Raw genomic sequence first — 21,298 nt, 5'->3', positions numbered from 1 at the left:
GTCGGCGGCTAGCCCCGCAGACCTCGTCCTATTGTCGCGCGTTCATGGCTTCAGCTTCACGGCTGACTCATGACGGGTCGACCTGCTTTCTCTCTTCCCGGCACGACGCGGGGGATCCCGCGCCACTGCTGTGGTACGGCGCGCTCGCGAGGCGGCCCCGGAGGTACTCTCCGACGGCCTCGCCGTCGAGCGGCCCAGGAACCCGTAATGCCCTGGGGAACGCTCGCCGCCGCGTCGCGGACTCCAGGCATCCGGGATCGGCGTGCAACCACGCACCCCGACCCGGGCGTCGCCGCCGTTCGTCGACGACGAGGCGCCCGTCTACCGCGACAACTCGCAGCAACTCGCCGACCAACGCCCGCCCCCGGCATCCGACGCACATACGAACGGGGCCAGCGGTCCCTTTCGAGCGCGCGCGATCCGCGGTAGAGCGTTGCACCACCTCGAGTCTATCGTCTGTCCCGTTACTCGGACGAACCGGTTATCACTGTCTGCTGAGGTTGTTCGCCAGGCTTGGCGTCGGCGGGGATCACATGGCCGCTACTGGTGTCGGCATCGCTGCGGATATCGATGCGCCACCCGGTCAGCCGGGCCGCCAGCCGGGCGTTCTGCCCCTCCTTGCCGATGGCCAAGGAGAGCTGGAAATCGGGCACGATGACCCGCGCGGTCTTGACCCGCTCATCGATCACGCGCACCGAGACCACCTTGGCCGGGGACAGCGCGTTGCCGACGAATGCGGCAGGGTCGTCCGCGTGATCGATGATGTCGATCTTCTCCCCACCGAGCTCGCTCATCACGTTGCGAACCCGGGCGCCCATCGGGCCGATGCAGGCGCCCTTGGAGTTCACGCCCTGCACCGTCGAGTGCACCGCGATCTTCGACCTGTGACCCGCCTCACGTGCCACCGAAGTAATCTCCACAGTGCCGTCCGAGATCTCGGGCGCCTCCAGCGCGAACAGCTTGCGGACCAGGTTCGGGTGGGTCCGCGACAACGTGATCTGCGGTCCACGCGCACCGCGCGACACACCGATCACGTACGCCTTGATCCGGCTCCCGTGCTCGTAGTTCTCCCCGGGCACCTGCTCGGCAGGCGGGATCACACCCTCGGTGTCGCCGAACGCCACCACGACCGTGCCCCGCGCGTTGGCCCGGGCGTCCCGCTGCACCACCCCGGCGATGATCTCGCCCTCCTTGGCGGAGAACTCGCCGTAGGACCGTTCGTGTTCGGCGTCGCGCAGCCGTTGCAGGATCACCTGGCGCGCCGTCGTCGCCGCGATCCGCCCGAACCCCTCGGGAGTGTCGTCCCACTCCTCGGCGACCTCACCGTGCTCGTCGAGCGAGTACGCGATGACGCGCACGATGCCCGTCTTGCGATCGATGTCGATCTTCGCGTGCCGCTGATGCCCCTCGGTGTGCCGGTAAGCGGTCAGCAGGGCGGACTCGATGGCCGACAGGACTGCTTCGAAGGGGATGTCCTTGTCTCGTTCGATCGCGCGCAACGCCGCGATGTCGACGTTCACCTCGGCTCCTCCTTCGACTGTGTTCGGTTCTTCCGGGGCCGGCCACCACTGGTACCCGCCGAGCCGGTCGGCAGGGCATCGGCGGCGTTGCCGATCTCCGCGGCGTCGTCGTCGAGCCGCTTGAGGTCCTCGCTCGGCGGTTGCTTGAACTCGACCTCGATCGTCGCATGAGCCACGTCCGCGTAACGCACGTCCCGAATCTGCGAACCGACAAGCAGCCGCGCCGCGTGCTCGCCGGCGTGACCGACCCGTCCGGTGAACTCCTGCCCCTGGTTAGGGGCCACCCGGACACGCCGGTACCTGGCACGACGCCAGTGCCGCTGAGCCGTGAGCGGCCGGTCCAACCCCGGCGAGGTCACCTCGAGGGTGTACGAACCAGCCAACAGGTGGTCGTGCTCGTCGAGGCGAGCCGAGACGGCGCGACTGATGTCGGCGACCTCGTCGAGACCGACACCGTCGTCCGAGTCGACGACAACCTTGACTACCTTACGCCGCGCCGCTTGCTGAACGTCAAGCGCATCCAGTTCGAACCCCACACCGCTGACGGCGTCAGCCACGATCGGTTCCAGTCGCCTGGCGAGATCATTCGGCACCTTCGACTCTCCCCTATTCAGCTACGTCGTCCGCGGTGGCTGACCGCTTCGCGATCGGGGTCAGCACTGTCGTAAGTCCAGCTTAGAACAACGACGCCAGAGGTTCCGGCCGGCTGCCCGGTGGCACGCCGGTGGCCAAGCGGGGGGCACGGCGCGGCACGGCGGGGCACGGCGCTGCCGCGGCATACCGCACCCGCGAGCGCGCCGGCCTCGCCGCCCAGGTCACGCGGCGGTCCGGTCCGCAGGGCGGCGCGTGCCACCCGGCACCCGGCGCGCTCGCCCCACCACTGCGGGCCGACACCATCTCACCTGGCAGGATGACGCCTCGTGGGGACTGAACCGAACCGGCGAGTGGCCCGTATCGGGCGTCGCCGCCTGCTCCGCGTCACCGCGCTCGCGGCCGTGTCCGGGTCGCTGGCTGCCTGTGTCGAGGGGTACGACGCGACGCCCGATCCGCTGGTGCCACTCGCCCGTGATGCCCGGTTCGACGCCGCGGCCGCCGATGACCTCGCAACCGCGTCGGCAGACCGGGACGCCGCGCTCGCCGGGCACGTGGCCCGCGTGCGCGCCGCCCACGCCGATGCGCTGCGCGCCGAGGTCCGCAGGGCGAACCGGCCCGCGCCGGAGCACGAGCCGGAACCTGCGTCCGAGGTCGCCGGGATCGGTGACCTCGGACGGCGGCTGGACGCCGCCGTCGACCGCGTACGCGACGTGCTCGGCGGCGTCCCCCGCCATCGCGCCGCCCTGCTCGGCTCGGTCGCCGGTGGCTGCGCCGCCGCGCGGGCGCTGGACGAGCGGCTCGGCGACGCCGTCCCTGACGAGTTCGCCGTGCGGGCACCGCAGGACGCCGGCACGGAGACGGTGCCTGCCGTGCAGGAGGCACTGGCAGCCGAGCACGCTGCCGTGTGGGTCTTCGACCTGGTCCGCGCGTTCCTGCCGCAGGACCTCGACACGGCCATCGACCACTCGATCGACCAGCACCGGAGGCGGCGAGCGGGGTGCAGGGAGCTGCTGGTCGCGCTCGGCGCGACACCGGTGCCGGCCGAGCCGGGCTACCGGCCGCCCGACCCGGTCACCGGCGCCGACTCGGCGACCCGGCTGGCGATGCAGGCCGGGGCAGAAGCGGGACGCGCGTGGCGCGGCGTGCTGGAACGTACGGATGACCAGGCTGTTCGCCGGTTCGCGCTGGACGCGCTGCTGTCCGCCGGGGCGGAGAGCAGCCGCTGGCGTCTGGTGGCCGAGGAGAACCCGCAGCCGGACGCTCTGGTCGGCCAAGCCTAAGCACGCACAGCAGCAGTGTCAGCTACGTGGCCCTCAGCTCCCGCGCAGCTCGGTGGCCAGCAGCAAGGCCTCGTCGGCGACGTCCGCGAGCTCGGTGCTGTTCCGGTGGCCGTCGAAGAACGCGGCCTCGACGATGGTCACGTCCGTCCCGGTCACGTCCGAGGCGTACTCGCCACCTGCGACCTGGGGCGCGTCGTCGATCCCCGCCGAACCGTCCCTGACCATGTCGGATACGTTCCCGGCTCCCGTGGTGTCGGTGAGCGCCCGCAGCTCGGCCGCACCACGCTCGTCCGGCATCGTGACCACCACGACCGACACGAGTGCCCGCGCCCCGTCGGCGCTGGTCTCGTACAGACCGCGGACGACGCGGTCACACGGATGCTCGGCGAGCCAGTCGCGCACGTCGCCGTAGGAGACCGCCGCGCAGTCCGTGCCGACATCCGGGGCGGTGGCCGAGTCGAACACGTACTCGCCCGAACCGGTGGTCTCCGGCGCCGTGCTCGATGTGTGCTCGGTGGTGGCGGTGGCCGTCGCCTCCGCGGGAACGGCTGTCCCGCCGACATCGGCGTGACCCGTACCCAGGTCGTAGCGCACCAGCCACCACACGAACCCCGCAAGCACGGCCACGGCGAGCAGGCCGATACCGGCGAGGAGCGCGGACCCGCCGGTGAGTAGCACCCGGGGTCGTGACCCGCCTACCGGGGCGCCACCACCGTCGCCTGGGTCACCAGGGGTGTTCGCATCGCGCATGGTGGGCACACCGTATCGGATACCCGAACCGCGAGACAGCGGCAGCCCACCACCTGCTGCCCGCGGCACGCCGGGTCAGGGCCGCGCTGTGCGCTCGACGAACGGGCCGAGCAGGTCCGGAACGGCCTCCTCGGCGAGGCGCAGCCCATCGGCCTCGCCGATATCCCGCACCTGGTAGCCACCGGACCCGGCCGCGGTCGTCGCCGTCACGGTCACAAGCCCCACCCGGCGCTGGAAGATCGACTGGCGCACGGTCCACCCGATGATCCCGCTGCGTTGCAGCGCCACGGTGCTGCGGCGCACGGCCCCGCGACGGCTGACAAGGTAGCGCCCGGCGAGGGCATGGCCGAGGTTGCGGTAGGCGTCCCAGGCCAGCAGCGCGGCGATCGGCACGCCACCGAGCAGGCACAGCCACATCGCCATACCGGCGAGATCGGCGCGCCATCCCTCGGTCAGCGACGCGGCGACCCCGGCGCCCGCCGCCACCACCAGCACGGGTGCCAGCGACCAGCGAAGCCTCCTGACCAGCGCGGCCCTGGGGTGCCCCGACAGCGGCACCCCGGTCGGCGCGTCCGGTTCGTCGAGCACCGCCGATGTCACCCGGTGTACCGTCCGGCGGGGCGCGGCGGGCAGCAACGTCTTGTGGTCGGTTCGTTCCGAGCTCCCGCTCTGCTGCATGCCGGTGGCGACGGCGTCGACGCGGCCGGCACGCGCCAGCCGGATGCCGGGCGCCTCGATGAGCTCGACGCCCCTGAGCCTGCGTTCCTCGAGCGAGATGGATCGCGTGGTGAGCAGCCCCCGGCGTACCCGCAGCGTGCCATCGGACTCCCGGTCCAGCCGGTAGCCCCACCACATCTCCACGAACAGGAGTACGGCCCCGACAGCGCCGGCAGCTGCGACGAACAGCACCAGCGTCACCAGCGCCAGCACCACAGCCATCGTCCCGCCGACGGCCACGTCCGCGATCGCCTGCCGGGCACCGTCCCGTGCGTCGTCGACGAGACCGCCGACCGGGCCGAACAGGCTGACCACGTTGGCGAGGAAGCCGATCACGGCCGCACCGAGGGCGGGTGTCAGGAACGACAGCGGTGCGTATCCAGCCCAGCGCCAGTCCAGCGTCGCCAGGGGGGCCTGCTGCTGTGCCGGCTGCTGGCCCAGCGCCTCGTCCTCCGGCTCGGCCGCAGGCGTGCGCCGCAGCAGCTCCACCCGCAGTGCCTCGGCGCGCGTACGGGCCACCGGGTCGAGCTTGACGCTGGCCTCCCCGGAGGCGGCCTGCTGGCCCGTACCGATCACCACCGTCGCCAGGCCGAAGATGCGGTGCAGCGGGCTCGCGGTGATGTCGACGGTCCGGATCCGCTCGCGTGCCAGCGACCGCCGCCGCGTGACGACCAGCTGGAATCGCCACTCGAACCGTTGTGCGGTCGTACGGAACCGGGTAGCGCGCCACCGGAGGTACTCCCCGAGCACCGTGGCCAACACGATCGCAGCGACCCCGCCGGCGACGATCCCGAGCGCGCCGGGGATCGAGCGGCCTTCCGCGTGGATCCCCACTCCGGCAGGCACCGCCGCGATGAGCACGATGCCGGAGGTGACCAGCGTGCGCATCACCACCATACGCCGGTCGAGCCGCTCGAACGTACCCTCTGCCCGCACCCCCTCGTCCGGCCGTGCCGTCACGTGGCGTCCCCCGGAGTCGCCTGCGTCGTCTCGGTGAGCTCCTCGGCAACGGAACTCGCCAGCTGCGCGTCCAACCCGGCGATCTCCACGGCCCCCTTCGCCGATGCGGTCGTGACGGTGACGGTGGCCAACCGGAACAGTTGCTGTAACGGCCCCCGTGCGGTGTCGACCGTCTGGATCCGCGACATCGGTGCCACGCGCCATTCCTGCCAGAAGTACCCGGTCCGGGTATACACCGCATGGTCGGTGACCTCCCAGCGGTGCACCCGGTACCACCACGCGGGAAGGAGAACCAACACCGCAAGGCCGACCACCGCGATTACCGCGGCCAGTATCAGCAGGGCAGGAACGAGCAGGATTCCCAGCACCGCCGCGACGACCACGGGGGGAAGCACGACGAGCGCGAACCGGACACGCCACCAGGCAAGGCAGCGGGGGTTCAGCCGGTTGGTGGGTGGCCTCAGGCGTACCGACTCCGTCATGCGCTCGACCCTATCCCTCCGGTGTGCCCCCTTGCCGCTGATCGGGCTCAGCGGTCGGCGTCAGGGTCATCGACTCACAACCTCTGTCCTGATCGGCCTGTGGCAGGACCGGCGCGGCCCTCGCCGCGCACGGGGCGGATGCCGGTGACGAGATCCCGGTAGGTATCGAACGCGACCTCCCCGCCACAGGGGACGCTACGGCGGCCGCCTACATCGAGCGATTCCTGGTCAGTGGCCTCACTGCGGGTAGTGTCAAGTAAAGGAGGACATCGCGATGGCTACGGTGCACTATGACGGCGCGACGCGGTGGTACCAGGGAACCGAGCGATCGGCGGTGGACTCGCTGGACCTGCGGATCGAGGACGGCGAGTTCCTCGTGCTGATCGGCCCGTCCGGGTGCGGCAAGTCCACCAGCCTGCGTATGCTCGCCGGCCTCGAGGACGTCGACGCCGGGCGGGTGCGTATCGGCGAGACCGATGTGACCGAACTACCGCCGAAGCAGCGGGACATCGCGATGGTGTTCCAGAACTACGCGTTGTACCCGCATATGAACGTGGCCGACAACATGGGTTTCGCCCTGAAGAACGCGGGCAGGTCCAAGGACGAGATCAGGCAACGGGTCCGCGACGCCGCCCGGCTGCTGGACCTGGAGGACTACCTGGACCGCAATCCGAAGGCGCTGTCCGGGGGGCAGCGGCAGCGAGTCGCCATGGGCAGGGCCATCGTGCGCCAGCCCCAGGTCTTCTGAATGGACGAGCCGCTGTCCAACCTCGATGCCAAGCTGCGCGTGTCCACCCGCACGCAGATCGCCGCGCTGCAGCGCAGGCTCGGCACCACGACGGTCTACGTCACCCACGACCAGGTGGAAGCCATGACGATGGGCGACCGCGTCGCGCTGCTCCACGAGGGGATCGTGCAGCAGTGCGGCACGCCCCGGGAGCTCTACGAGCGACCGGCCAACGTATTCGTCGCCGGGTTCATCGGCTCGCCCGCGATGAACCTGCGCCAGGGGCGCCTCACCGAGCAGGGTGCCGACATCGGCGGCATGACCGTTCCGGTGTCCAGGCAGGCGCGTGCGGCCGCAGCCTCCGACGGGGACGGTACCGTCACCGTCGGGATCCGGCCAAAGGCGAGACGGTCCATCTCCGCGTGCGCCCCGACGAGCCGCACGTCTTCTCCACAGCCACCGGCGGCCGGATTCCCGGTTGACCGACGCTCGGGCGCCCGCGCGACGCAGCGTGACATCGGTCGGCCTGACACCACACCTCCGGGGGCTACGCTCGCTGTGTAATCGGGGCCACACTGAGCGTGACTACATTGCAGGAGGGCATCATGACCTGGCATACGACGATGACCGGCTGGCGGACCTCCACTTATACCCACCACGAGGAGAACGCCTGCGTGGAGGTCCGGCACTGCCCGGACCTGGTCGGCATCCGGGACACCAAGCAGGCGGCGGTACCGGAGGAGGCCCGACCCGTCCTCGTCCTGCCCCCGCAGGCGTTCCACGCCTTCGTCACCGCCGTGCGCTGAGCGCGCTGCCGGGCCGCGTCGGTGAACAGCCCGTTCACCAGCTGCTCGAAGGTGATCCGCTGGATGCCTTCGCGGTCCTGCGCGGACGGCACCTGGCAGCGCAACCCGTGCGCTGCCAGCTCCCGGGGGTACAGCTCGGCCTCCATGGTCCAGCGCGTGCCCAGCACCTGCTGCCCGTGCTGAGCCACCGCCTGGAAGCACTGCGCGGATCCGGGCACGCTGTGGGTGACGATCCCGATATGGCGCATCTTCCGCTCCACCACCCGTGTCTGTCCCTCGGGCATGCCGTGTTGGGCGTTTCGACATTCACCACCGTCCCAGCCAATGCGGCGACGACGGGCGGAGTGCCGCGCTCCGGTTGTGTCGCCGGCGGGGACGAGGCTCGTAAGGTGTACGAAACGATGCGAGCCGATCGTCGAGCTACGGCACCAGCAGGAGGAGCAGCGCATGCCGGCATCGATCGAGTACAGCGGTGGTAGCGACCCGGATCGCATCCTGCCCATGCTGTGGCGGAGGGCCGCCCCCGCGAGCGCCGCGCCGCCGAACGTGCGGGAAGCGCGGTTGAGCATCGACGACGTCGTCACGGCCGGCATCGAGATCGCCGACTCGCACGGCCTGGGGGCCGTGTCGTCGTCCCGCGTAGCGGCGACCGTCGACGTCGACGTCCCTACGCTGCACACCTACGTTCCGTCCACAGCGGACCTGCTCGACCTCATGGTCGACCAGGTGCTCGGCGAGCGCGCATTTCCCGCACCCGGCGAGCCTCGCCCGGACGGTTGGCGTGCTCAGCTGGAGGACTACATGCAGCGGACCCGTGCGATGTATCGCCGGCATCCGTGGCTACGCCACGTCTCGATGGTGCGGCCGCCGACCGGACCCGGCATGCTGGCCGGCTCCGAGTACGTCCTGTCCGCGCTGGCCGGCACCGACATGACACCGCACCAGCTGGCTGACGCGGCGAACGCGATCATCGCGTTCGCCGACAAGGTCGCGGGCGCCGAGGCCGACAGCGAGCAGCTCGAACGGTCGTCCGGGCAGACGAACGACGAATGGTGGGGCGAGCGGTCACAGCTGTGGGAACGGTACTTCGACGCCAACCGCTACCCGACGACGACGTTCGTCTACATCAGCGGCGGGTTCGGCGACTCCGCACTCGAGGCGACACCCGGCGCGCACGACTTCGGCATGCGGCGGCTGCTGGACGGTATCGGGGCGATGGTGGGCCGCGGCGGGCACGATCCCGCGGGTGGCTGACCATCAAGGATCCCGGCTGCGCCACCCAGTACCCCGCCGACTGGCCACCCTCGACCCCGACGACTACGAGGTCACCCACCACGCGGTCGCCACAGGAGCCGCGTTCACGTGCATGTGAAACAGATCACATTCCACCGATCGGTGTCACAGTCCGGCCCCTCGGGCCCCTCTCAGGGTGTGAGCGCGGCAGAGGAGGCCCACATTGTCGGACACGGAGCCGGGCGCGGCAGCTGACCCGGCGACACGCGTGTTCATGGACAACCGCGAGCTGCTGTTCTCGATCGTCTACAACATGCTCGGCAGTGTCGCCGACACGGACGACGTGCTGCAGGAAACGTGGCTGGGGTGGGCGTCCAGGTACCGGCAACCGGATACCGAGCCGATCGAGAACCCGCGTGGTTACCTCGTGCGGATCGGGGTGAACCAGGCACTCGCCCGCCAGGCGGCCGTCCGGCGTCGCCGGGAGACCTACGTCGGGCCATGGCTTCCGGAGCCGCTGGCCACGGGCGACGACACCGCCGACCGCGGAGCCGGCTCCGAGCTGGTTTCGATGGCGCTGCTGGTGGTACTTGAGTCGCTCTCGCCGCTGGAACGCGCCGTGTTCGTGCTGCACGACGTATTCGGCTACAGCTATGCCGAGATCGCAGGCACGCTCGCCCGCCGCCCGGCCACCATCCGCCAGCTCGGGCACCGTGCCCGTGAGCACGTGCAGGCAAGGCCCCCCGGTTCCGTGCGGACCCGGACGTTCAGCGGCACGTGACCGAACGGTTCATCGCCGCGGCGCTCGGCGGCGATCTGGCGTCCCTGCTCGAGCTGCTCGCCCCGGACGTGACGATGTGGAACGACAGTGGCGGCAAGGTAGCCAAGGCATCGATGCATCCGGTGCACGGCCGCGACAAGGTCTCCCGGATGATCACCGGATTCGCCCGCACCTCGGCCGGCGTGGGCGTCCATTATCGACAGGTCAACCACGACCCGGCTGCGGTCGTGTTCGACGGGGACGACCTCTTCGCCGTGATGGTTCTCGACCTGACGCCGGACGGCGAGCAGATCAGCGGCGTCTACACCGTCGCCAATCCCGACAAGCTCACCCACCTGGACTGAGCACGACCGAACGAGGAGGACTCATGCCATTAGCCGGAAGCACCGCCCGCGTGTCACCGGGCGAGGTCGTCGAGCGCGCGCGCTGAAGACCATCAACGCACAGCCCGTACAGGTACCCGCTGCCGACGCCCTCACCCATCTTCAGTTCCGGCGTTTCGCCGCGTGCCCGATCTGCAACATCCACCTGCGCTCGACCGCCCGCAGGCACGACGAGATCGTCGACGCGGGGATCCGCGAGGTCGCGGTCTTCCACTCCCCCGTCGAGGACATGCTGCCCTACCAGGGTGAGTTCCCGTTCGCCGTGCTCGCCGACCCGGACAGGGAGCTGTACTCCCGGTTCGGTGTGGAGTCCTCACCGAGGTCGAACCTGCACCCGCGCGCCTGGTCGACGCCGCTGAAGTGGCAGTCCTGGTCCGTGGTCGTCCGCGGTGTGCGCGCCGGAGGGAAGGTGGGGCCGCAAGGCGAGAGCATGACCGGCCTGCCGGCAGACTTCCTCATCGACTCCGGTGGGCGCGTACTCGCCGCGCAGTACGGCAGCCACGCGAACGACCAGTGGTCGGTCGACGAGCTGCTGCAGCTGGCGCGGACGGTGCGGAAGCCGTGACTGCCCGGCCGGACGGTTCTGTGGGCCGGGCGGGACTTGAACCCGCGACCAATGGATTATGAGTCCATTCCTGGTCTCCTGCCACCCCATGACACAGGTCGCCACGAGCTACCTCCGCAGCAGGTCATTGGGCATTATTGCCCTCTCGTTTGCTGCCGTTGTTGACCACCAGTGACAGCCGCGCTGCCCCCACATCTGCCCCCTGCCCGCCGGAGGCGGAGCGGGCAGTGTTCGCGGCAGACCGCCCGTCGTGGAGGGCGCCGCGCACTTCCTCGTGCCCGTCATCCATCAGGTGTGCGTACCGCTCGGTCGTGGTGATCGACGCGTGCCCGAGCAACTTACTGATCCGCTCGAGCGTGACCCCTTCCTGGATAAGCCACGAGGCATAGGTATGGCGTAGGTCGTGCGGCCGCGCGTGCCCGATCTGCGCGTCCTTCACCGCGCGAGACCACGTGCGTTGCGTGAAGTTGTGCGGGTCGATGGCGCTCCCCCGCTGCCCCGTGAGTACCAGCCCACCACGGCACTGGTCGCCCTCGTGCTTGTAGCCACACTCAGCGCTCGGCGGGTGCGCAGACAGCCAATCGTCGAGCCGCTGAGCGAGATGGTCGCTGATAGGCACGGACCGCCGCTTCCGGCCCTTCGGGTAGGGGCGCATCACGTGGTTCTGGTGGTCATACACGTGCACCACGTCGATGCGCCGTTCGGCGATCTGGGCACGGTCAATGTGAAGGGCGCAGGCCTCCGAGATCCGCATGCCGGTACCGACCAGTAGCTCGGCGAGCATACGGTGCGGACCGTGAAGCTGGAACAGCACCCGATCGACCTCTTGCCGTGAGAGGTACCGCTCCTTCCCCACCGGCAGCGGGGGCAATGTGACTCCCTTGCATGGGTCAAAGTCGATGAGTCCGTGCACCTGCGCCGACCGGAGCGATGACGCCAGCAGGTAGAAGCATTGCCGCACGGTCGAGGCCGAGCGGCTGCGGCCGAGCTCGTTGACCCACTCCTGTATATCGACGGTCTGCATCTCGCCGAGTCGTACGCTGCGCCAGCGCGGGCGGACGTGGGTCTCGAAACGGGAAGTGTCGGCACGGTGCGTGCTGTCCTGGGTGGCGCGGCTGGGCCACCATGTGTCGGCCCACTCCGCCCAGTACATGCGCGGTCCGGATGGGTCGACCATGATACGGCGCCGAGCCTTGTCCTCCGCCTTCGCTGCCGCACGCTCGGCCTTGGGCTTGTGGGGGAATGTTCCTGCGCTGCGTTTCCTCCCCTGGGCGTCCCGGTATACGCCCTTCCAGCGCCCGTTATGACGCTGCTCGGCCCAACTCATGCTGCTCCCCTTCGTTCTCTCCTTCCCGAACCTGCCAGTCCAGTTCCGCCGCATTCATGACCCGACGCATGGTCGATGTGGATAGTCGACGATCCAAGACCACCGTGGTGCGGTCGTGATGATGGATCACGATCGCATCGGGGGTAGGAAGGTTGGTAACGGCGACACGGATAGGCACTTGCGACTCCTTCTCAACGTTCGACCAGCACACGCTATTAGCAGAGCCGCTCATCCGTGCCACCAAGATCACCCCATCGTTACGGGATGGTGCCTTACTCGCTAGTTGCCTGGTGCGTCCGGGTGATCTTCTCGCTGCGCGTCGAGCGCGGCGGCGACGGAACGAGCAACTTCCAGAAGCTTGTCGACCTCATCGTCGGAGCGGTCCCCAGTGAGCGCCATCCAAGAACGGACGCGGTAGCTATCCGTCGGACTGCGGTCGAGCTTTACCCCCAGAGATTCGGCTGCGGAGTCGAGCACGTCCGTGGGTGACACGTCGAGCGCTACGGCGAGCCCGTTGATGGTGTCGACGCGTGGCCACTCGTGCATCGGGTTCTTGGTGAGCGCGTGAATGGTCGCGCGGTTGATGTCGTATCCGGATCGTCGGGCACGGTCAGCCATCGCTGCGAAGCTCAGGCCTGACTCTGCCTTCTTCTTCTTGATCAACTCGTCGAGCTGCATGGTGTCCCTTGCGGTTGTCAAGCGGCCGTTCAGGGGTCGCTTGGCGTTCATGGCGCTCGCCAAAGTATGTCACTTGCCGGTTGACAGCAACAGACGTAAAGCTATGTCCAGCACAAACGGACTAATGTCAACTACTAATTGACACACGCAGGGTTACCGCCTTACCGTTGTTTGCGATACGACATACGTCAAACAGCAGACGACGAAAGGAGGGGCATGGCGCAAATGACCGTCACCGCGCGAGACCACGCCCTGCTGCGGGCGCTCATCGCGCGGCATTCGTACCGCGCTCTCGCCGAGGAGGTGGGCTGCTCCCACGCCACCATCGGCTATCTCGCCAAGCAACCCAAGCGCCGCGTCGCCCTCGAACTCGCTGGGCGGCTCGAGAGCGCGCTCGGGGCCCGCCCAGGCGACCTGTTCACCTTCAACGCCGACGGCAACGCAGCAGCTTACGCCGCCAAGGGGGCGAACGATGGATGACCTGCACTGGCTCAGCCTCGACGAAGCCGCAATCTATACCCGCTCGTCCAAGCGCACCATCTACCGCGCCGTACACCGCGGAGACCTGCTCAGCTACCAGCGCACCCGAGGCGGCAAGCACCGATTCGCCACCGAAGACCTCGACGCGTGGGCACGGGGTGAGCGCCCCCTGCCGCTGCAAGTCGTGTCGTGACCAGGCGCAAGTAAAGGGCCGAGCGCCTACCCACGCCCGGCCCGAGTCACCACCCAGGAAGGAGCTATTCATGCCCAGGAAGGTGAACAGCATCGATCGTAACCTAGCAGCGTTCCAGGGGGCCAGCCGACGATGCGTCACCGTGTCGGACCTGCTGCGGCGGGCCGCCGATGAGATCGAGCACGCAGGCGGGCTCGAGGCGATGGCCGGCTCGATCGGCGCCCATGCTCACGGGCGCGTGCTTTGCCGCCCTGTCGCAGGTGGCCACCGGGCCATTCTGGACTGGTACGACAACCTCGCCAACCGCTCGCTGCACGGGTTCACTACCCGCGACGGAACGGCCTTCATCACCGCCCGGGGCGACCTCATTCCGGCGCTGCTTCCGGTGGATATCACCAGCGAGGTACCTCTCTCCCCTGGGCTGTTCCCCTCGGATACCGACCCGTACGAGCGCACAACCCTCGACCCGGACGCTCTGCGCGTTGTGGCCGACCGGTGGGAGCAGCAGCGCCGCGCCCATCGCCGCTACCTCGACGCGCTCTACGCGCGCAACCAGGGCGGTGCCCGATGACCGCCCGGCACAGCCGTCGCCGACTCGGGCCGCTGGGCCGCTACGTCGCCGGTATCGCCGCGATCAGCGCAGTAGTGGGGTTTCTGCTCGCCGTAGCCCTGCTCGCCGTATCCGCCCTTGTGAGGTCCTTATGAGTGCCCCCGTTGGTCAACGCGTCCGGGTACCGGCGCCGGTGTGTTCGGTCTGCCACCGGCCCGCGCTGTACCTGACCCTGCCCGACCGAACCGTGCACCACAGCCACGGCATCTGCCCAGTGCCGTCTCCCTACCCAGGAAGGAGCAACAACCGATGAGTATGAAGCAGCACGCCCTCGCGCAGGCGGTCCTCAGTGAGGTCGCCGCCCGCGCCTATCAAGCGCGGGATGAGCACCGCGCGCAGCTTCGCGCCCAGTTGGACCGGGGGGACGGGATCACCGCCCGCTCCCCCATCACCGGCGCCAAGCTCGGCAAGGCCACCCTCACCGACCCGAAGCCCAAGGCCGCGGTCAGCCGGGGCGAAGACCTCGACGCGTGGATCCTCGAGCACTACCCCGAGTACGTAGAGCAACGTGAGCGCATCGTGCCCGGCGCCGAGCGTGACGCCATGCAGGTACTCACCGAACACGCCCCGCACCTGGTCGAGACGTACCGGCAAGTGCCGCAGTGGGCGCGCGACAAGGTCGTGAAGTCCTCCCAGGCCGCCGGGCAGCCGTGCGGCCCGGGTGGCGAAGTCGACGTGCCGGGCGTTGACGTCACCGTCCCGGACGCGTCGTTGCAGTACCGACGCGCCGAAGATTCAACCGCCGAGATCGAGCGGCTGGTGCAGGCCGGGCTCGTTGACCTCGCCACCGGCGAGGTGCGCGAACTCGAGGCGGGTGAGGCGGCATGACCGACACACTCACCGTGCAGCAGGCTCTCGTCGCCGTGATGCGGGACGTGCGGGCCCTCGAGAAGGGTGACCGAAACAACTACGCCGGGTTCAACTTCCGTGGGATCGACGCCACCCTGAACGCGATCGGCCCGGCGCTGCGGGACCACGGCGTGGTGGTGCTGCCCGAGATTCTCGACCAGCACGGCGAACTCGTCGAAGTCGGCAAGGACCGCAGCCGTATGCGGATGGTGACGGTGCAGGTCCGCTACACGTTCGTCGGGCCGGGCGGGGACAGCCTGGTCACCTCGAGCGTGGGCGAAGCGATGGACTCGGGGGACAAGGCCGCCCCGAAGGCCATGTCTGTGGCGATGCGTACTGCCCTCCTGCAGACGTTCGCCCTGCCGACGCAGGAAAAGGACCCCGACGAGGACACATACGAGCACGCTCCGTCCGTGCCCGCCCAACCGGCTTCGCAACCCCGTCAGGAGCGGACGAAGGCCGATGCCGCGCGGGACTCGCTGCTGGAGCACTGCACCGAGAAAGGCCTGGAACCGCCCAAGGTGGCCGAGGCCTACGCCGCCCGCCACAACACGTCCCTGCGGGAGGAGACCAACGCAGACAACATCATCGCGTTCATGAATGACCTCGAGGCCGACCCGGACAAGGTGCTCGGCAGGAAGGAGGTCCCGGCGTGAACTCGCCCACCACGCACAGCGTGATCTCGCGGCTGGTGGCGTTGTCGGACGAGCTGGACCGGCTCGACGAGGATCTGGACCGGCTCGACCGGGAGGCGACCGAGGCTGCCCACACGTACGAGGTGTCCTACGCGCGGGTGTTCCTCACGGCGGCAGGCAGCGTCGACTCGCGCAAGCAGCAGGCTGTGCTCGCCTGCCAGAACGAAAAGTTCGCGAAGGAGGCCGCCGAGCAGGCGCTCCGCACGGCCGAGCGAAAGTTCCGCAAGCTCACCCGCCAGCTCGAGGTCGGTCGGTCGTTGAACGCGGCTGTCCGTACTGAGTGGACCACTCAGGGGGTGGGGCAGTCATGACGGCCCAGGAGCAGAAAGTGCGGCTACTGACGAAGTGGCGATCGGGCGGCATGTGTGAGGTGTGCGCGGTACAGCGGGCCACCACGTTCCATCATCGCCTCCCTGAGGGGCAGGGCGGGCCGTGGCGCAGCGCCAACGGACTCCACGTCTGCGGTGACGGCACTGTCGGCTGCCACGGCTGGATCGAGCATCACCGCGCCCGGGCCTACGAACGCGGGTGGCTCGTGCACTCGTGGGACGACTTCTACGCCGTCCCGGCCCTGCTCCGCCTGCACGGCGGGTGGGTCTACCTCCATTGGGACGGCAAAACCACTACCTACGACAGGAGGACAAGTGTCTGGGCTCCCTGACACCAACATCGTCGGCACTCTCACCGCCGACCCCGAGCTGCGGTTCACCCCACGGGGGAGCGCGGTCGTGAACTTCACGGTGGCCTGCAACAAGCGGTTCTACAACAAGGAGACGGGCCAGTGGGAAGACCGCGACGCGACGTTTCTGCGCTGCAACCTGTGGAACCAGGCCGCCGAGAACGTGGCCGAGTCTCTGTCCAAAGGGCAGCGGGTGATGGTCATGGGCGAGCTGAAGCAGCGCTCGTTCGAGACCAAGGATGGCGAGAAGCGCACCACATTCGAGGTCGAAGCCACCGAGGTCGGCCCGTCGTTGAAGTGGGCCACCGCCACGGTCAACAAGGTCTCCCGCAACGGCGGTGGTGGCGGGTTCGCCCCGGCCCCGGCCGAGGACCCGTGGGCCGCGCCCCCCGCGTCGAATAGCCAGGGCACGGCGTGGACTCCGGGTCCCGACGAACCGCCGTTCTAGCTAGTTCCACGGGCTGGGGGCGTGAGCGGGGGCGCGCCCCCAGCCCGCTTCGTTCAGGAAGGAGCAACACGCGATGGAGAGGCGACCGAGCTGGTTCTTGGAAGGGCTCGTGCCCGAACTCCCCGAGGCTCGCTGTGCGGAGGCCACGGAGCCGCTGTGGGACGACACTGTGCACGGCGAGAGCGCGGAGCGGCAACGCGCCCGGCACCACGCTGCGCAGCGCATCTGCGCGCAGTGCCCGGTGCAACAGCGCTGTTACCAGGTCGGGGCCGAGCTGCAGGCCCCAGGAGTGTGGGGCGGTGTGCTGTTCGAGGACGCCACCGCGTACGGCAAGCGGGAGGCAGCGGCATGACCTGGTTCAAGGTGGACGACGGGCTCGCCCTGCACCACAAGACGGTGCGCGCGGGTAACGCCGCGATGGGCCTGTGGGTCCGCGCCGGGTCCTACGCCAGTCAGCATCTCACGGACGGCTGGGTGCCCGACGAGATTGTGCGCACACTCGGCACCCGGGCGCAGGCCAGAAGGCTGGTGGCCGCGGGACTGTGGCTCGAGGACGAGGGTGGTTACTGGTTCCACGAGTGGCACGAGAACGGGCAACCGACGCGCGAAGGCGAGCTGGCACGTCGGTCGAACGGGGCCGCACGGCAGCAGAAGCACCGCGAGAAGAGCCGCCGTAGCGCGAACGTAGATCAGCCCTCGAACGGTCCGGGATCAAACGAGGACTCTCCCCCGGTCGAACAACAACCGAAAAATAACCCGCCAGATTCGGAAGAATCGCAGGTCACCAAGGACAGTAATGCGTTACCCCTCGAGGTGCGTAACGCTCCCCCCGACCCGGCCCGACCCGACCCCGTACTCCCTAGCGGGAGTACGGAGGGGGGCACGCGCGCAGCGCGGCCCCGCGCGACCCGCATACCGGACGACTTCACCGTCACCGACGACATGATCGCTTGGGCCCGGACGAACACCCCGGACGTCGGCCGTATCGAGACCGACAAGTTCATCGACTACTGGCGGGCCAAGGCCGGTAAAGACGCAACGAAGGTGGACTGGGTGAGCACGTGGCGGAACTGGATGCGCAAGGCGCAGCAGGACGTGGAGAATCGCCGGTCGCGTCCCGCCGCGCGGCCCGGCAAGCCCACTCAGGACGAGAAGATCCGCAACTTCCTCGGGGCTACCGGCACCGACGACCCTCCTCCCCCGCTTTATGCGCTGCCTGGGGGTGAATCATGAGCCTGACCAAGGACGAGGTGCGGCGACTAGTTGCGGTCGCGATGGCCTACGACAACCGCAACGCTGGCGAGGCGGTCGTGCTCGCGTGGTCGAGCGCGGCAGAGCTGGCCCGCTGGACGTACGACGAGGCCATCGCGGCGATTCACCAGCACTACGCCGAGCGGACGGACTTCATCCAGCCGGGCCACATTACCGGGATCATCCGTGATCGCCGTCGAGATGCGGCGATGCGGCGGCAGCTACCGGCGAGCGAACCGGCCTCTTCGGGCACACGGGAGCGGGCCATGGCCGAAATCAGGCAGGCGCTCGGTACCGGCGCCGAGCAGGATGCAGTGCAGGTGGCGTGCCCGGCCTGCGGGGCGGAGCCGGGGCAACAGTGCGTACGTCGAGACGGCAGCCGAGATCCGTTGCGCACATTCCACAGTTCGCGTCACGAGGCTCTGTCAATTGCTACTTGACATTCATCCAATCGCAATACACAATTGGGGTCAGTCGAAGGAAGGAGAACACCGTGACCAGCACCGACACCGCCGACCCCGGCGCACTCGTATGGATCACCTGCGAATGCGGTCAGGAGTTCGGCACGCCCGCTGGCCAGGGCGAGCGCGAGTGCGGCGTGTGCGCCATCGTCATGTACCACCCGGGTGACGTGGTGCAGTTCAACGGCAGGCGCTGGACCGTCGTCCGGCACGACGCCAACAACCGGGTCGTCATCTACTTCCACCCGGTACCCAACCCCACGGCCGACTCGCCCGTCGTGAGCCGGGTCGTCGCCCCGGGGCAGCTCACCCTCCTGCGCCGCGCAGGCGGCGAACGGTACGAGCGCGGCGATGTGGTGCAACTCGGTAAGGGACACCAGCAGTGGCACGTTATCCGTCACAACGATGACGGCACCGTCACAGCCTCGGCCGACCCGAGCCGGCAGACCGTCGCCAGCGGCTCCACCCCGCAGGTGCGGCACCTACCCGAGGAGCGGTTGACGCTGCTGCGCCGCGCGCACACGGAAGGCCGGTAAGCATGCGCGTCGTCGGCATCGACCCGTCGCTGACCTCCACCGGGCTCGCGTGGCTCGAGGAGGACTGGCCGGAGCCGCGCACCACGACGGTGCGTAGCTCCGGCTCCCGCGACCACGGGCTGGAGCTGCGCGCCCGCCGCATCGGCGACCTCGCCAGCGAGGTGCTGCGCACCGCCGCCGACGCCGCGCTGGTCGTTGTCGAGGCACCCTCGTTCGGCTCGGCGGGCGGCTCGTCGTGGGACCGGGCGGGCCTGTGGTGGCGCATCGTCGGCTGCCTCACCTCCGCAGACACACCGGTCGCGCAGGTCGCCCCCCGCACCCGGGCTCGCTGGGCCAGTGGCACCGGCAAGGCCGACAAGGCAGCCGTATCGGCGGGTGTCGCTCGCCTGTGGCCCGGGGTGGATATCACCACCAGCGACGAGGCCGACGCGCTCGCGCTCGCCACAATGGGCGCCCAACACCTCGGGTGGGACGTGCCCACCCTCGCCCGCCACCACGACCCCCTCCAGGTCGTGCGGTGGCCCGCAACCCTATGCGCCACCTACCCCACCGGCGCATAACACCACCCAGGAAGGAGCAACCCCATGGACCCCAACCATCACCCCCAGGAGTACTGGGCCGAAGAAGCCGCCCGCGAAGCCACCAACGCTCGGTTCGAGCAACCGCAAGACGCAACCGTGCACGCGCTGCTCGCCGTCCGCGCCGAACTCGCCGCCCTCCGGTATGGGCTCGTCGGGCACGAGCAAGACGGCAACGACAATCAGCTCGGCGAAATCGCCCGCGCCGCCCGCAAGCCAGGGGGACGCTGATGCAGGTCACTACCTCCAACCCAGGGGTCACGGTGCTGATCCGCCCCGAGTGGTGGCCCTACTCAAGCTGCTGCCGGGCGGGCACCGGGCGGCACCGCGTGATCGACGACGGCGACCACACTTGGCTCGGCCGCGCCCTCGACGCCACCCGCCGCAGCCTAACCGCAATGCGGGGGTGGTTCCTGTGAGCGCCGAAACCCTCATTCGCTGCGACGACTGCGGCGGCACCACCACCGCCCCCAACGAGGCGCGCTGGGCGGCCCGCATGAACGCCGCGCATAACGGCTGGCACTGCGACGACACCGCCGACCGCTGCCCCTCCTGCCAACACGACCACCAGTACGGAAAGGCCACCACAGCATGACCACCACCGCCAACGGGCACCGCGCCCTCACCCCGCAGGCGATCCGCGAGCTGCCCGCGATGGTCGACGCACCGACCGTCGCCCGTGCGCTGAACATCTCCGACCAGCACGTGCACAATCTCTACCGGCGCGGGCAGCTCCCCTTCGCGGCCCACAAGCTCGGCCGTCGCCTGCTCGTTCGCCGCGTCGACCTGTCCGCCTACCTCGGCATCAACGAAGACACGACCGACGATCGGCGCATCGTTGACGTCACTGAGGCCGAAGACTATCGGGCCGCGTGCGAGGTTGCCGACAACTACCCGTTCCGGCAGCTCATATTCGCCGCGATGATCGCCGCCGACCCCGAACAACTCGAGCCGCTGGAACTGGCCTTCCCTGAGATGTACCGCACGGTGGACGCGCTGCACAGCATGAACGGGGGCGAGGGATGACCACACCGTCACAGAGGGAGACGATCGCCCGCGCGGTCGAGAGCTGTTCCACCTGCGGAGCCTCGGTCGTGTGGGCAATCACCCACAACGACAAGCCCATGCCCGTCAACGTCCTGCCTAGTCGTCGCGGCAACGTCTCCCTCGCGTGGGACGGGAAGGCCTTGCGGGCGACCGTGCTGGGGCGCAACCAGGCCGCCGGGGCTCGCGAATACGGACTCGAGCTGTACACCAGCCACTTCACCGACTGCCCACAGGCGACGCAGCACAGGAGGCGGCGATGAGCCCGGCCCGCCGAGTAGTCGCCTGGTACCGGCGCCCACTGGCCGACTGCGGCCCCGCATGGTGGGGGTGGCGCGCGTGCCTCGTCCTGACGGTGACCGCTGCCGCAGCCGTGTTGGTGTTGGCGCTCGGGTCGAGCGCGGTCGACCGGCTGCATGACGCCCCGGTGGTGGGGCAGGAGCCGACGGTGGAGCCGAGTAACGAGTCCCCCGACCCCGGGCTCGTCCCGGACGAGGAGGCGCCCGATGGGTGACCGAGCCGAGTTGGATGCGAAACAAGTGCTCATGGAGCAAGGGTTAAGCGCGCCCGACGCAGCGCTGTCAGCACAGATCATGCGCGCACGCGGCCTGTTCGCCACCCCACCGGAGGCCAGGACGTGTTCGTGCGGCTGCGGCGACCTGGGCGGGGGT

General features: G+C 69.2%; 34 protein-coding genes, 1 tRNA gene and 1 pseudogene. 27 read left to right on the top strand and 9 right to left on the bottom strand.

What is annotated here, in order from left to right; genetic code table 11:
• Window positions 1-67: 67 nt before the first annotated feature.
• From CHB84_RS06870 to rimP, 3 genes are all read right to left on the bottom strand, one after another.
• Window positions 68-382, bottom strand: a complete 315-nt coding sequence (locus CHB84_RS06870) for a YlxR family protein (protein ID WP_089300674.1) — start codon at window positions 380-382, stop codon at window positions 68-70.
• Between the two features lie 82 nt (window positions 383-464).
• On the bottom strand, window positions 465-1,520 hold the full coding sequence (gene nusA, locus CHB84_RS06865; RefSeq protein WP_089300673.1) for a transcription termination factor NusA: 1,056 nt from the start codon (window positions 1,518-1,520) through the stop codon (window positions 465-467).
• The gene (gene rimP, locus CHB84_RS06860; RefSeq protein ID WP_089300672.1) at window positions 1,517-2,113 is read right to left on the bottom strand and encodes a ribosome maturation factor RimP; all 597 of its coding nucleotides are present in this window, start codon (window positions 2,111-2,113) and stop codon (window positions 1,517-1,519) included. Before rimP ends, nusA begins: the two co-directional genes overlap by 4 nt.
• A gap of 131 nt (window positions 2,114-2,244) precedes the next feature.
• Here rimP and CHB84_RS22315 point away from each other — a divergent pair, with 131 nt between their 5' ends.
• Window positions 2,245-2,451 (top strand): hypothetical protein, encoded by a 207-nt coding sequence (locus tag CHB84_RS22315; protein WP_141134600.1) that lies wholly within the window; start codon window positions 2,245-2,247, stop codon window positions 2,449-2,451.
• The gene (locus CHB84_RS06855; protein ID WP_089300671.1) at window positions 2,441-3,394 is read left to right on the top strand and encodes a ferritin-like domain-containing protein; all 954 of its coding nucleotides are present in this window, start codon (window positions 2,441-2,443) and stop codon (window positions 3,392-3,394) included. Before CHB84_RS22315 ends, CHB84_RS06855 begins: the two co-directional genes overlap by 11 nt.
• A 33-nt stretch (window positions 3,395-3,427) precedes the next feature.
• Here the strand turns inward: CHB84_RS06855 and CHB84_RS06850 are convergent, their stop codons facing one another.
• The 3 genes from CHB84_RS06850 to CHB84_RS06840 form a co-directional block, all read right to left on the bottom strand.
• Entirely contained in the window at window positions 3,428-4,144 is a 717-nt protein-coding gene (locus CHB84_RS06850) for a hypothetical protein (RefSeq protein ID WP_245818597.1), read from the bottom strand.
• Between the two features lie 75 nt (window positions 4,145-4,219).
• Window positions 4,220-5,821: a PH domain-containing protein gene (locus CHB84_RS06845; protein ID WP_342743937.1), complete on the bottom strand. Its 1,602-nt coding sequence runs from the start codon at window positions 5,819-5,821 to the stop codon at window positions 4,220-4,222.
• Window positions 5,818-6,303, bottom strand: coding sequence for a PH domain-containing protein (locus CHB84_RS06840; protein ID WP_089300670.1), 486 nt, complete (start codon window positions 6,301-6,303; stop codon window positions 5,818-5,820). Before CHB84_RS06840 ends, CHB84_RS06845 begins: the two co-directional genes overlap by 4 nt.
• A gap of 274 nt (window positions 6,304-6,577) precedes the next feature.
• Between CHB84_RS06840 and CHB84_RS06835 the strand changes: the two are divergent.
• From CHB84_RS06835 to CHB84_RS06810, 7 genes and pseudogenes are all read left to right on the top strand, one after another.
• Window positions 6,578-7,435 (top strand): annotated as a pseudogene (locus CHB84_RS06835) (ABC transporter ATP-binding protein); the annotation flags it as partial.
• A 200-nt stretch (window positions 7,436-7,635) separates the two neighbouring features.
• On the top strand, window positions 7,636-7,836 hold the full coding sequence (locus tag CHB84_RS22790) for a DUF397 domain-containing protein (RefSeq protein ID WP_342743936.1): 201 nt from the start codon (window positions 7,636-7,638) through the stop codon (window positions 7,834-7,836).
• Window positions 7,837-8,283: 447 nt separating this feature from the next.
• Window positions 8,284-9,090, top strand: a complete 807-nt coding sequence (locus CHB84_RS06820; protein WP_089300669.1) for a TetR/AcrR family transcriptional regulator — start codon at window positions 8,284-8,286, stop codon at window positions 9,088-9,090.
• Entirely contained in the window at window positions 9,083-9,208 is a 126-nt protein-coding gene (locus tag CHB84_RS23770) for a hypothetical protein (RefSeq protein ID WP_281251735.1), read from the top strand. Before CHB84_RS06820 ends, CHB84_RS23770 begins: the two co-directional genes overlap by 8 nt.
• A gap of 84 nt (window positions 9,209-9,292) precedes the next feature.
• A complete protein-coding gene (locus CHB84_RS23445; RefSeq protein WP_245818596.1) occupies window positions 9,293-9,850 on the top strand; it encodes a sigma-70 family RNA polymerase sigma factor in 558 nt (185 codons plus the stop codon).
• On the top strand, window positions 9,847-10,194 hold the full coding sequence (locus CHB84_RS23440) for a nuclear transport factor 2 family protein (RefSeq protein ID WP_245818595.1): 348 nt from the start codon (window positions 9,847-9,849) through the stop codon (window positions 10,192-10,194). Before CHB84_RS23445 ends, CHB84_RS23440 begins: the two co-directional genes overlap by 4 nt.
• Window positions 10,166-10,798, top strand: a complete 633-nt coding sequence (locus CHB84_RS06810; protein WP_342743946.1) for a peroxiredoxin-like family protein — start codon at window positions 10,166-10,168, stop codon at window positions 10,796-10,798. Before CHB84_RS23440 ends, CHB84_RS06810 begins: the two co-directional genes overlap by 29 nt.
• 21 nt (window positions 10,799-10,819) lie before the next feature.
• Here CHB84_RS06810 and CHB84_RS06805 read toward each other — a convergent pair.
• From CHB84_RS06805 to CHB84_RS06795, 3 genes are all read right to left on the bottom strand, one after another.
• Window positions 10,820-10,886, bottom strand: a tRNA-Leu gene (locus CHB84_RS06805).
• Window positions 10,887-10,922: 36 nt separating this feature from the next.
• Window positions 10,923-12,125, bottom strand: coding sequence for a tyrosine-type recombinase/integrase (locus tag CHB84_RS06800; RefSeq protein WP_176439821.1), 1,203 nt, complete (start codon window positions 12,123-12,125; stop codon window positions 10,923-10,925).
• A gap of 279 nt (window positions 12,126-12,404) precedes the next feature.
• Window positions 12,405-12,803 (bottom strand): helix-turn-helix domain-containing protein, encoded by a 399-nt coding sequence (locus CHB84_RS06795; protein WP_176439820.1) that lies wholly within the window; start codon window positions 12,801-12,803, stop codon window positions 12,405-12,407.
• A gap of 216 nt (window positions 12,804-13,019) precedes the next feature.
• Here CHB84_RS06795 and CHB84_RS06790 point away from each other — a divergent pair, with 216 nt between their 5' ends.
• The 18 genes from CHB84_RS06790 (at window position 13,020) to CHB84_RS06700 (ending at window position 21,141) form a co-directional block, all read left to right on the top strand.
• A complete protein-coding gene (locus CHB84_RS06790) occupies window positions 13,020-13,283 on the top strand; it encodes a helix-turn-helix domain-containing protein (RefSeq protein ID WP_141134598.1) in 264 nt (87 codons plus the stop codon).
• Window positions 13,276-13,476, top strand: coding sequence for a helix-turn-helix domain-containing protein (locus tag CHB84_RS06785; protein ID WP_089300664.1), 201 nt, complete (start codon window positions 13,276-13,278; stop codon window positions 13,474-13,476). Before CHB84_RS06790 ends, CHB84_RS06785 begins: the two co-directional genes overlap by 8 nt.
• 70 nt (window positions 13,477-13,546) lie before the next feature.
• Window positions 13,547-14,047 (top strand): hypothetical protein, encoded by a 501-nt coding sequence (locus CHB84_RS06780; protein WP_089300663.1) that lies wholly within the window; start codon window positions 13,547-13,549, stop codon window positions 14,045-14,047.
• A 288-nt stretch (window positions 14,048-14,335) separates the two neighbouring features.
• Window positions 14,336-14,914 (top strand): hypothetical protein, encoded by a 579-nt coding sequence (locus CHB84_RS06775; RefSeq protein ID WP_141134597.1) that lies wholly within the window; start codon window positions 14,336-14,338, stop codon window positions 14,912-14,914.
• A complete protein-coding gene (locus CHB84_RS06770; protein WP_089300661.1) occupies window positions 14,911-15,591 on the top strand; it encodes an ERF family protein in 681 nt (226 codons plus the stop codon). The genes CHB84_RS06775 and CHB84_RS06770 overlap by 4 nt, the downstream gene beginning before the upstream one ends.
• Window positions 15,588-15,941, top strand: a complete 354-nt coding sequence (locus CHB84_RS06765; protein WP_089300660.1) for a hypothetical protein — start codon at window positions 15,588-15,590, stop codon at window positions 15,939-15,941. Before CHB84_RS06770 ends, CHB84_RS06765 begins: the two co-directional genes overlap by 4 nt.
• On the top strand, window positions 15,938-16,291 hold the full coding sequence (locus CHB84_RS06760; RefSeq protein WP_089300659.1) for a hypothetical protein: 354 nt from the start codon (window positions 15,938-15,940) through the stop codon (window positions 16,289-16,291). Before CHB84_RS06765 ends, CHB84_RS06760 begins: the two co-directional genes overlap by 4 nt.
• Window positions 16,275-16,757, top strand: a complete 483-nt coding sequence (locus tag CHB84_RS06755) for a single-stranded DNA-binding protein (RefSeq protein WP_089300658.1) — start codon at window positions 16,275-16,277, stop codon at window positions 16,755-16,757. The genes CHB84_RS06760 and CHB84_RS06755 overlap by 17 nt, the downstream gene beginning before the upstream one ends.
• Window positions 16,758-16,830: 73 nt before the next feature.
• Entirely contained in the window at window positions 16,831-17,109 is a 279-nt protein-coding gene (locus tag CHB84_RS06750; protein ID WP_089300657.1) for a WhiB family transcriptional regulator, read from the top strand.
• Window positions 17,106-17,990 (top strand): hypothetical protein, encoded by an 885-nt coding sequence (locus CHB84_RS06745; RefSeq protein WP_089300656.1) that lies wholly within the window; start codon window positions 17,106-17,108, stop codon window positions 17,988-17,990. The genes CHB84_RS06750 and CHB84_RS06745 overlap by 4 nt, the downstream gene beginning before the upstream one ends.
• Window positions 17,987-18,448: a zinc finger domain-containing protein gene (locus tag CHB84_RS06740; RefSeq protein WP_089300655.1), complete on the top strand. Its 462-nt coding sequence runs from the start codon at window positions 17,987-17,989 to the stop codon at window positions 18,446-18,448. The genes CHB84_RS06745 and CHB84_RS06740 overlap by 4 nt, the downstream gene beginning before the upstream one ends.
• A gap of 53 nt (window positions 18,449-18,501) precedes the next feature.
• Window positions 18,502-19,005 (top strand): hypothetical protein, encoded by a 504-nt coding sequence (locus CHB84_RS06735; protein WP_089300654.1) that lies wholly within the window; start codon window positions 18,502-18,504, stop codon window positions 19,003-19,005.
• 2 nt (window positions 19,006-19,007) lie between these two features.
• Complete coding sequence (locus CHB84_RS06730; RefSeq protein ID WP_089300653.1) at window positions 19,008-19,565, top strand: crossover junction endodeoxyribonuclease RuvC; 558 nt, start codon at window positions 19,008-19,010, stop codon at window positions 19,563-19,565.
• Between the two features lie 24 nt (window positions 19,566-19,589).
• Window positions 19,590-19,814: a hypothetical protein gene (locus CHB84_RS06725; protein WP_089300652.1), complete on the top strand. Its 225-nt coding sequence runs from the start codon at window positions 19,590-19,592 to the stop codon at window positions 19,812-19,814.
• Between the two features lie 184 nt (window positions 19,815-19,998).
• Window positions 19,999-20,178, top strand: a complete 180-nt coding sequence (locus CHB84_RS06715; protein ID WP_089300650.1) for a hypothetical protein — start codon at window positions 19,999-20,001, stop codon at window positions 20,176-20,178.
• Complete coding sequence (locus CHB84_RS06710) at window positions 20,175-20,609, top strand: helix-turn-helix domain-containing protein (protein ID WP_089300649.1); 435 nt, start codon at window positions 20,175-20,177, stop codon at window positions 20,607-20,609. The genes CHB84_RS06715 and CHB84_RS06710 overlap by 4 nt, the downstream gene beginning before the upstream one ends.
• Window positions 20,606-20,890, top strand: coding sequence for a hypothetical protein (locus CHB84_RS06705; RefSeq protein ID WP_089300648.1), 285 nt, complete (start codon window positions 20,606-20,608; stop codon window positions 20,888-20,890). Before CHB84_RS06710 ends, CHB84_RS06705 begins: the two co-directional genes overlap by 4 nt.
• Window positions 20,887-21,141 (top strand): hypothetical protein, encoded by a 255-nt coding sequence (locus tag CHB84_RS06700; RefSeq protein WP_089300647.1) that lies wholly within the window; start codon window positions 20,887-20,889, stop codon window positions 21,139-21,141. Before CHB84_RS06705 ends, CHB84_RS06700 begins: the two co-directional genes overlap by 4 nt.
• Window positions 21,142-21,298 lie beyond the last annotated feature (157 nt).

This window comes from Haloechinothrix alba (assembly GCF_900188115.1).
In the GTDB taxonomy this organism is placed as follows: domain Bacteria; phylum Actinomycetota; class Actinomycetes; order Mycobacteriales; family Pseudonocardiaceae; genus Haloechinothrix; species Haloechinothrix alba.
The sequence above is the reverse complement of the archived record's forward strand: the minus strand, read 5'-3'. Positions and strand labels throughout refer to the sequence as shown.

What these genes read in the sequence shown, in the direction of transcription:
- CHB84_RS06790 (WP_141134598.1), top strand. Translation starts at nt 13,020, where the DNA reads ATGGCGCAAATGACCGTCACCGCGCGAGACCACGCCCTGCTGCGGGCG.
- CHB84_RS06870 (WP_089300674.1), bottom strand. Translation starts at nt 382, where the DNA reads ATGTGCGTCGGATGCCGGGGGCGGGCGTTGGTCGGCGAGTTGCTGCGA.
- CHB84_RS22790 (WP_342743936.1), top strand. Translation starts at nt 7,636, where the DNA reads ATGACCTGGCATACGACGATGACCGGCTGGCGGACCTCCACTTATACC.
- CHB84_RS06800 (WP_176439821.1), bottom strand. Translation starts at nt 12,125, where the DNA reads ATGAGTTGGGCCGAGCAGCGTCATAACGGGCGCTGGAAGGGCGTATAC.
- CHB84_RS06725 (WP_089300652.1), top strand. Translation starts at nt 19,590, where the DNA reads ATGGACCCCAACCATCACCCCCAGGAGTACTGGGCCGAAGAAGCCGCC.
- CHB84_RS06775 (WP_141134597.1), top strand. Translation starts at nt 14,336, where the DNA reads ATGAGTATGAAGCAGCACGCCCTCGCGCAGGCGGTCCTCAGTGAGGTC.
- CHB84_RS06770 (WP_089300661.1), top strand. Translation starts at nt 14,911, where the DNA reads ATGACCGACACACTCACCGTGCAGCAGGCTCTCGTCGCCGTGATGCGG.
- CHB84_RS06850 (WP_245818597.1), bottom strand. Translation starts at nt 4,144, where the DNA reads ATGCGCGATGCGAACACCCCTGGTGACCCAGGCGACGGTGGTGGCGCC.
- CHB84_RS06780 (WP_089300663.1), top strand. Translation starts at nt 13,547, where the DNA reads ATGCCCAGGAAGGTGAACAGCATCGATCGTAACCTAGCAGCGTTCCAG.
- CHB84_RS06730 (WP_089300653.1), top strand. Translation starts at nt 19,008, where the DNA reads ATGCGCGTCGTCGGCATCGACCCGTCGCTGACCTCCACCGGGCTCGCG.
- CHB84_RS06740 (WP_089300655.1), top strand. Translation starts at nt 17,987, where the DNA reads ATGAGCCTGACCAAGGACGAGGTGCGGCGACTAGTTGCGGTCGCGATG.
- CHB84_RS06705 (WP_089300648.1), top strand. Translation starts at nt 20,606, where the DNA reads ATGACCACACCGTCACAGAGGGAGACGATCGCCCGCGCGGTCGAGAGC.
- CHB84_RS06795 (WP_176439820.1), bottom strand. Translation starts at nt 12,803, where the DNA reads ATGCAGCTCGACGAGTTGATCAAGAAGAAGAAGGCAGAGTCAGGCCTG.
- CHB84_RS06700 (WP_089300647.1), top strand. Translation starts at nt 20,887, where the DNA reads ATGAGCCCGGCCCGCCGAGTAGTCGCCTGGTACCGGCGCCCACTGGCC.
- CHB84_RS06745 (WP_089300656.1), top strand. Translation starts at nt 17,106, where the DNA reads ATGACCTGGTTCAAGGTGGACGACGGGCTCGCCCTGCACCACAAGACG.
- CHB84_RS06785 (WP_089300664.1), top strand. Translation starts at nt 13,276, where the DNA reads ATGGATGACCTGCACTGGCTCAGCCTCGACGAAGCCGCAATCTATACC.
- CHB84_RS06840 (WP_089300670.1), bottom strand. Translation starts at nt 6,303, where the DNA reads ATGACGGAGTCGGTACGCCTGAGGCCACCCACCAACCGGCTGAACCCC.
- CHB84_RS06760 (WP_089300659.1), top strand. Translation starts at nt 15,938, where the DNA reads ATGACGGCCCAGGAGCAGAAAGTGCGGCTACTGACGAAGTGGCGATCG.
- CHB84_RS06750 (WP_089300657.1), top strand. Translation starts at nt 16,831, where the DNA reads ATGGAGAGGCGACCGAGCTGGTTCTTGGAAGGGCTCGTGCCCGAACTC.
- CHB84_RS06820 (WP_089300669.1), top strand. Translation starts at nt 8,284, where the DNA reads ATGCCGGCATCGATCGAGTACAGCGGTGGTAGCGACCCGGATCGCATC.
- CHB84_RS06710 (WP_089300649.1), top strand. Translation starts at nt 20,175, where the DNA reads ATGACCACCACCGCCAACGGGCACCGCGCCCTCACCCCGCAGGCGATC.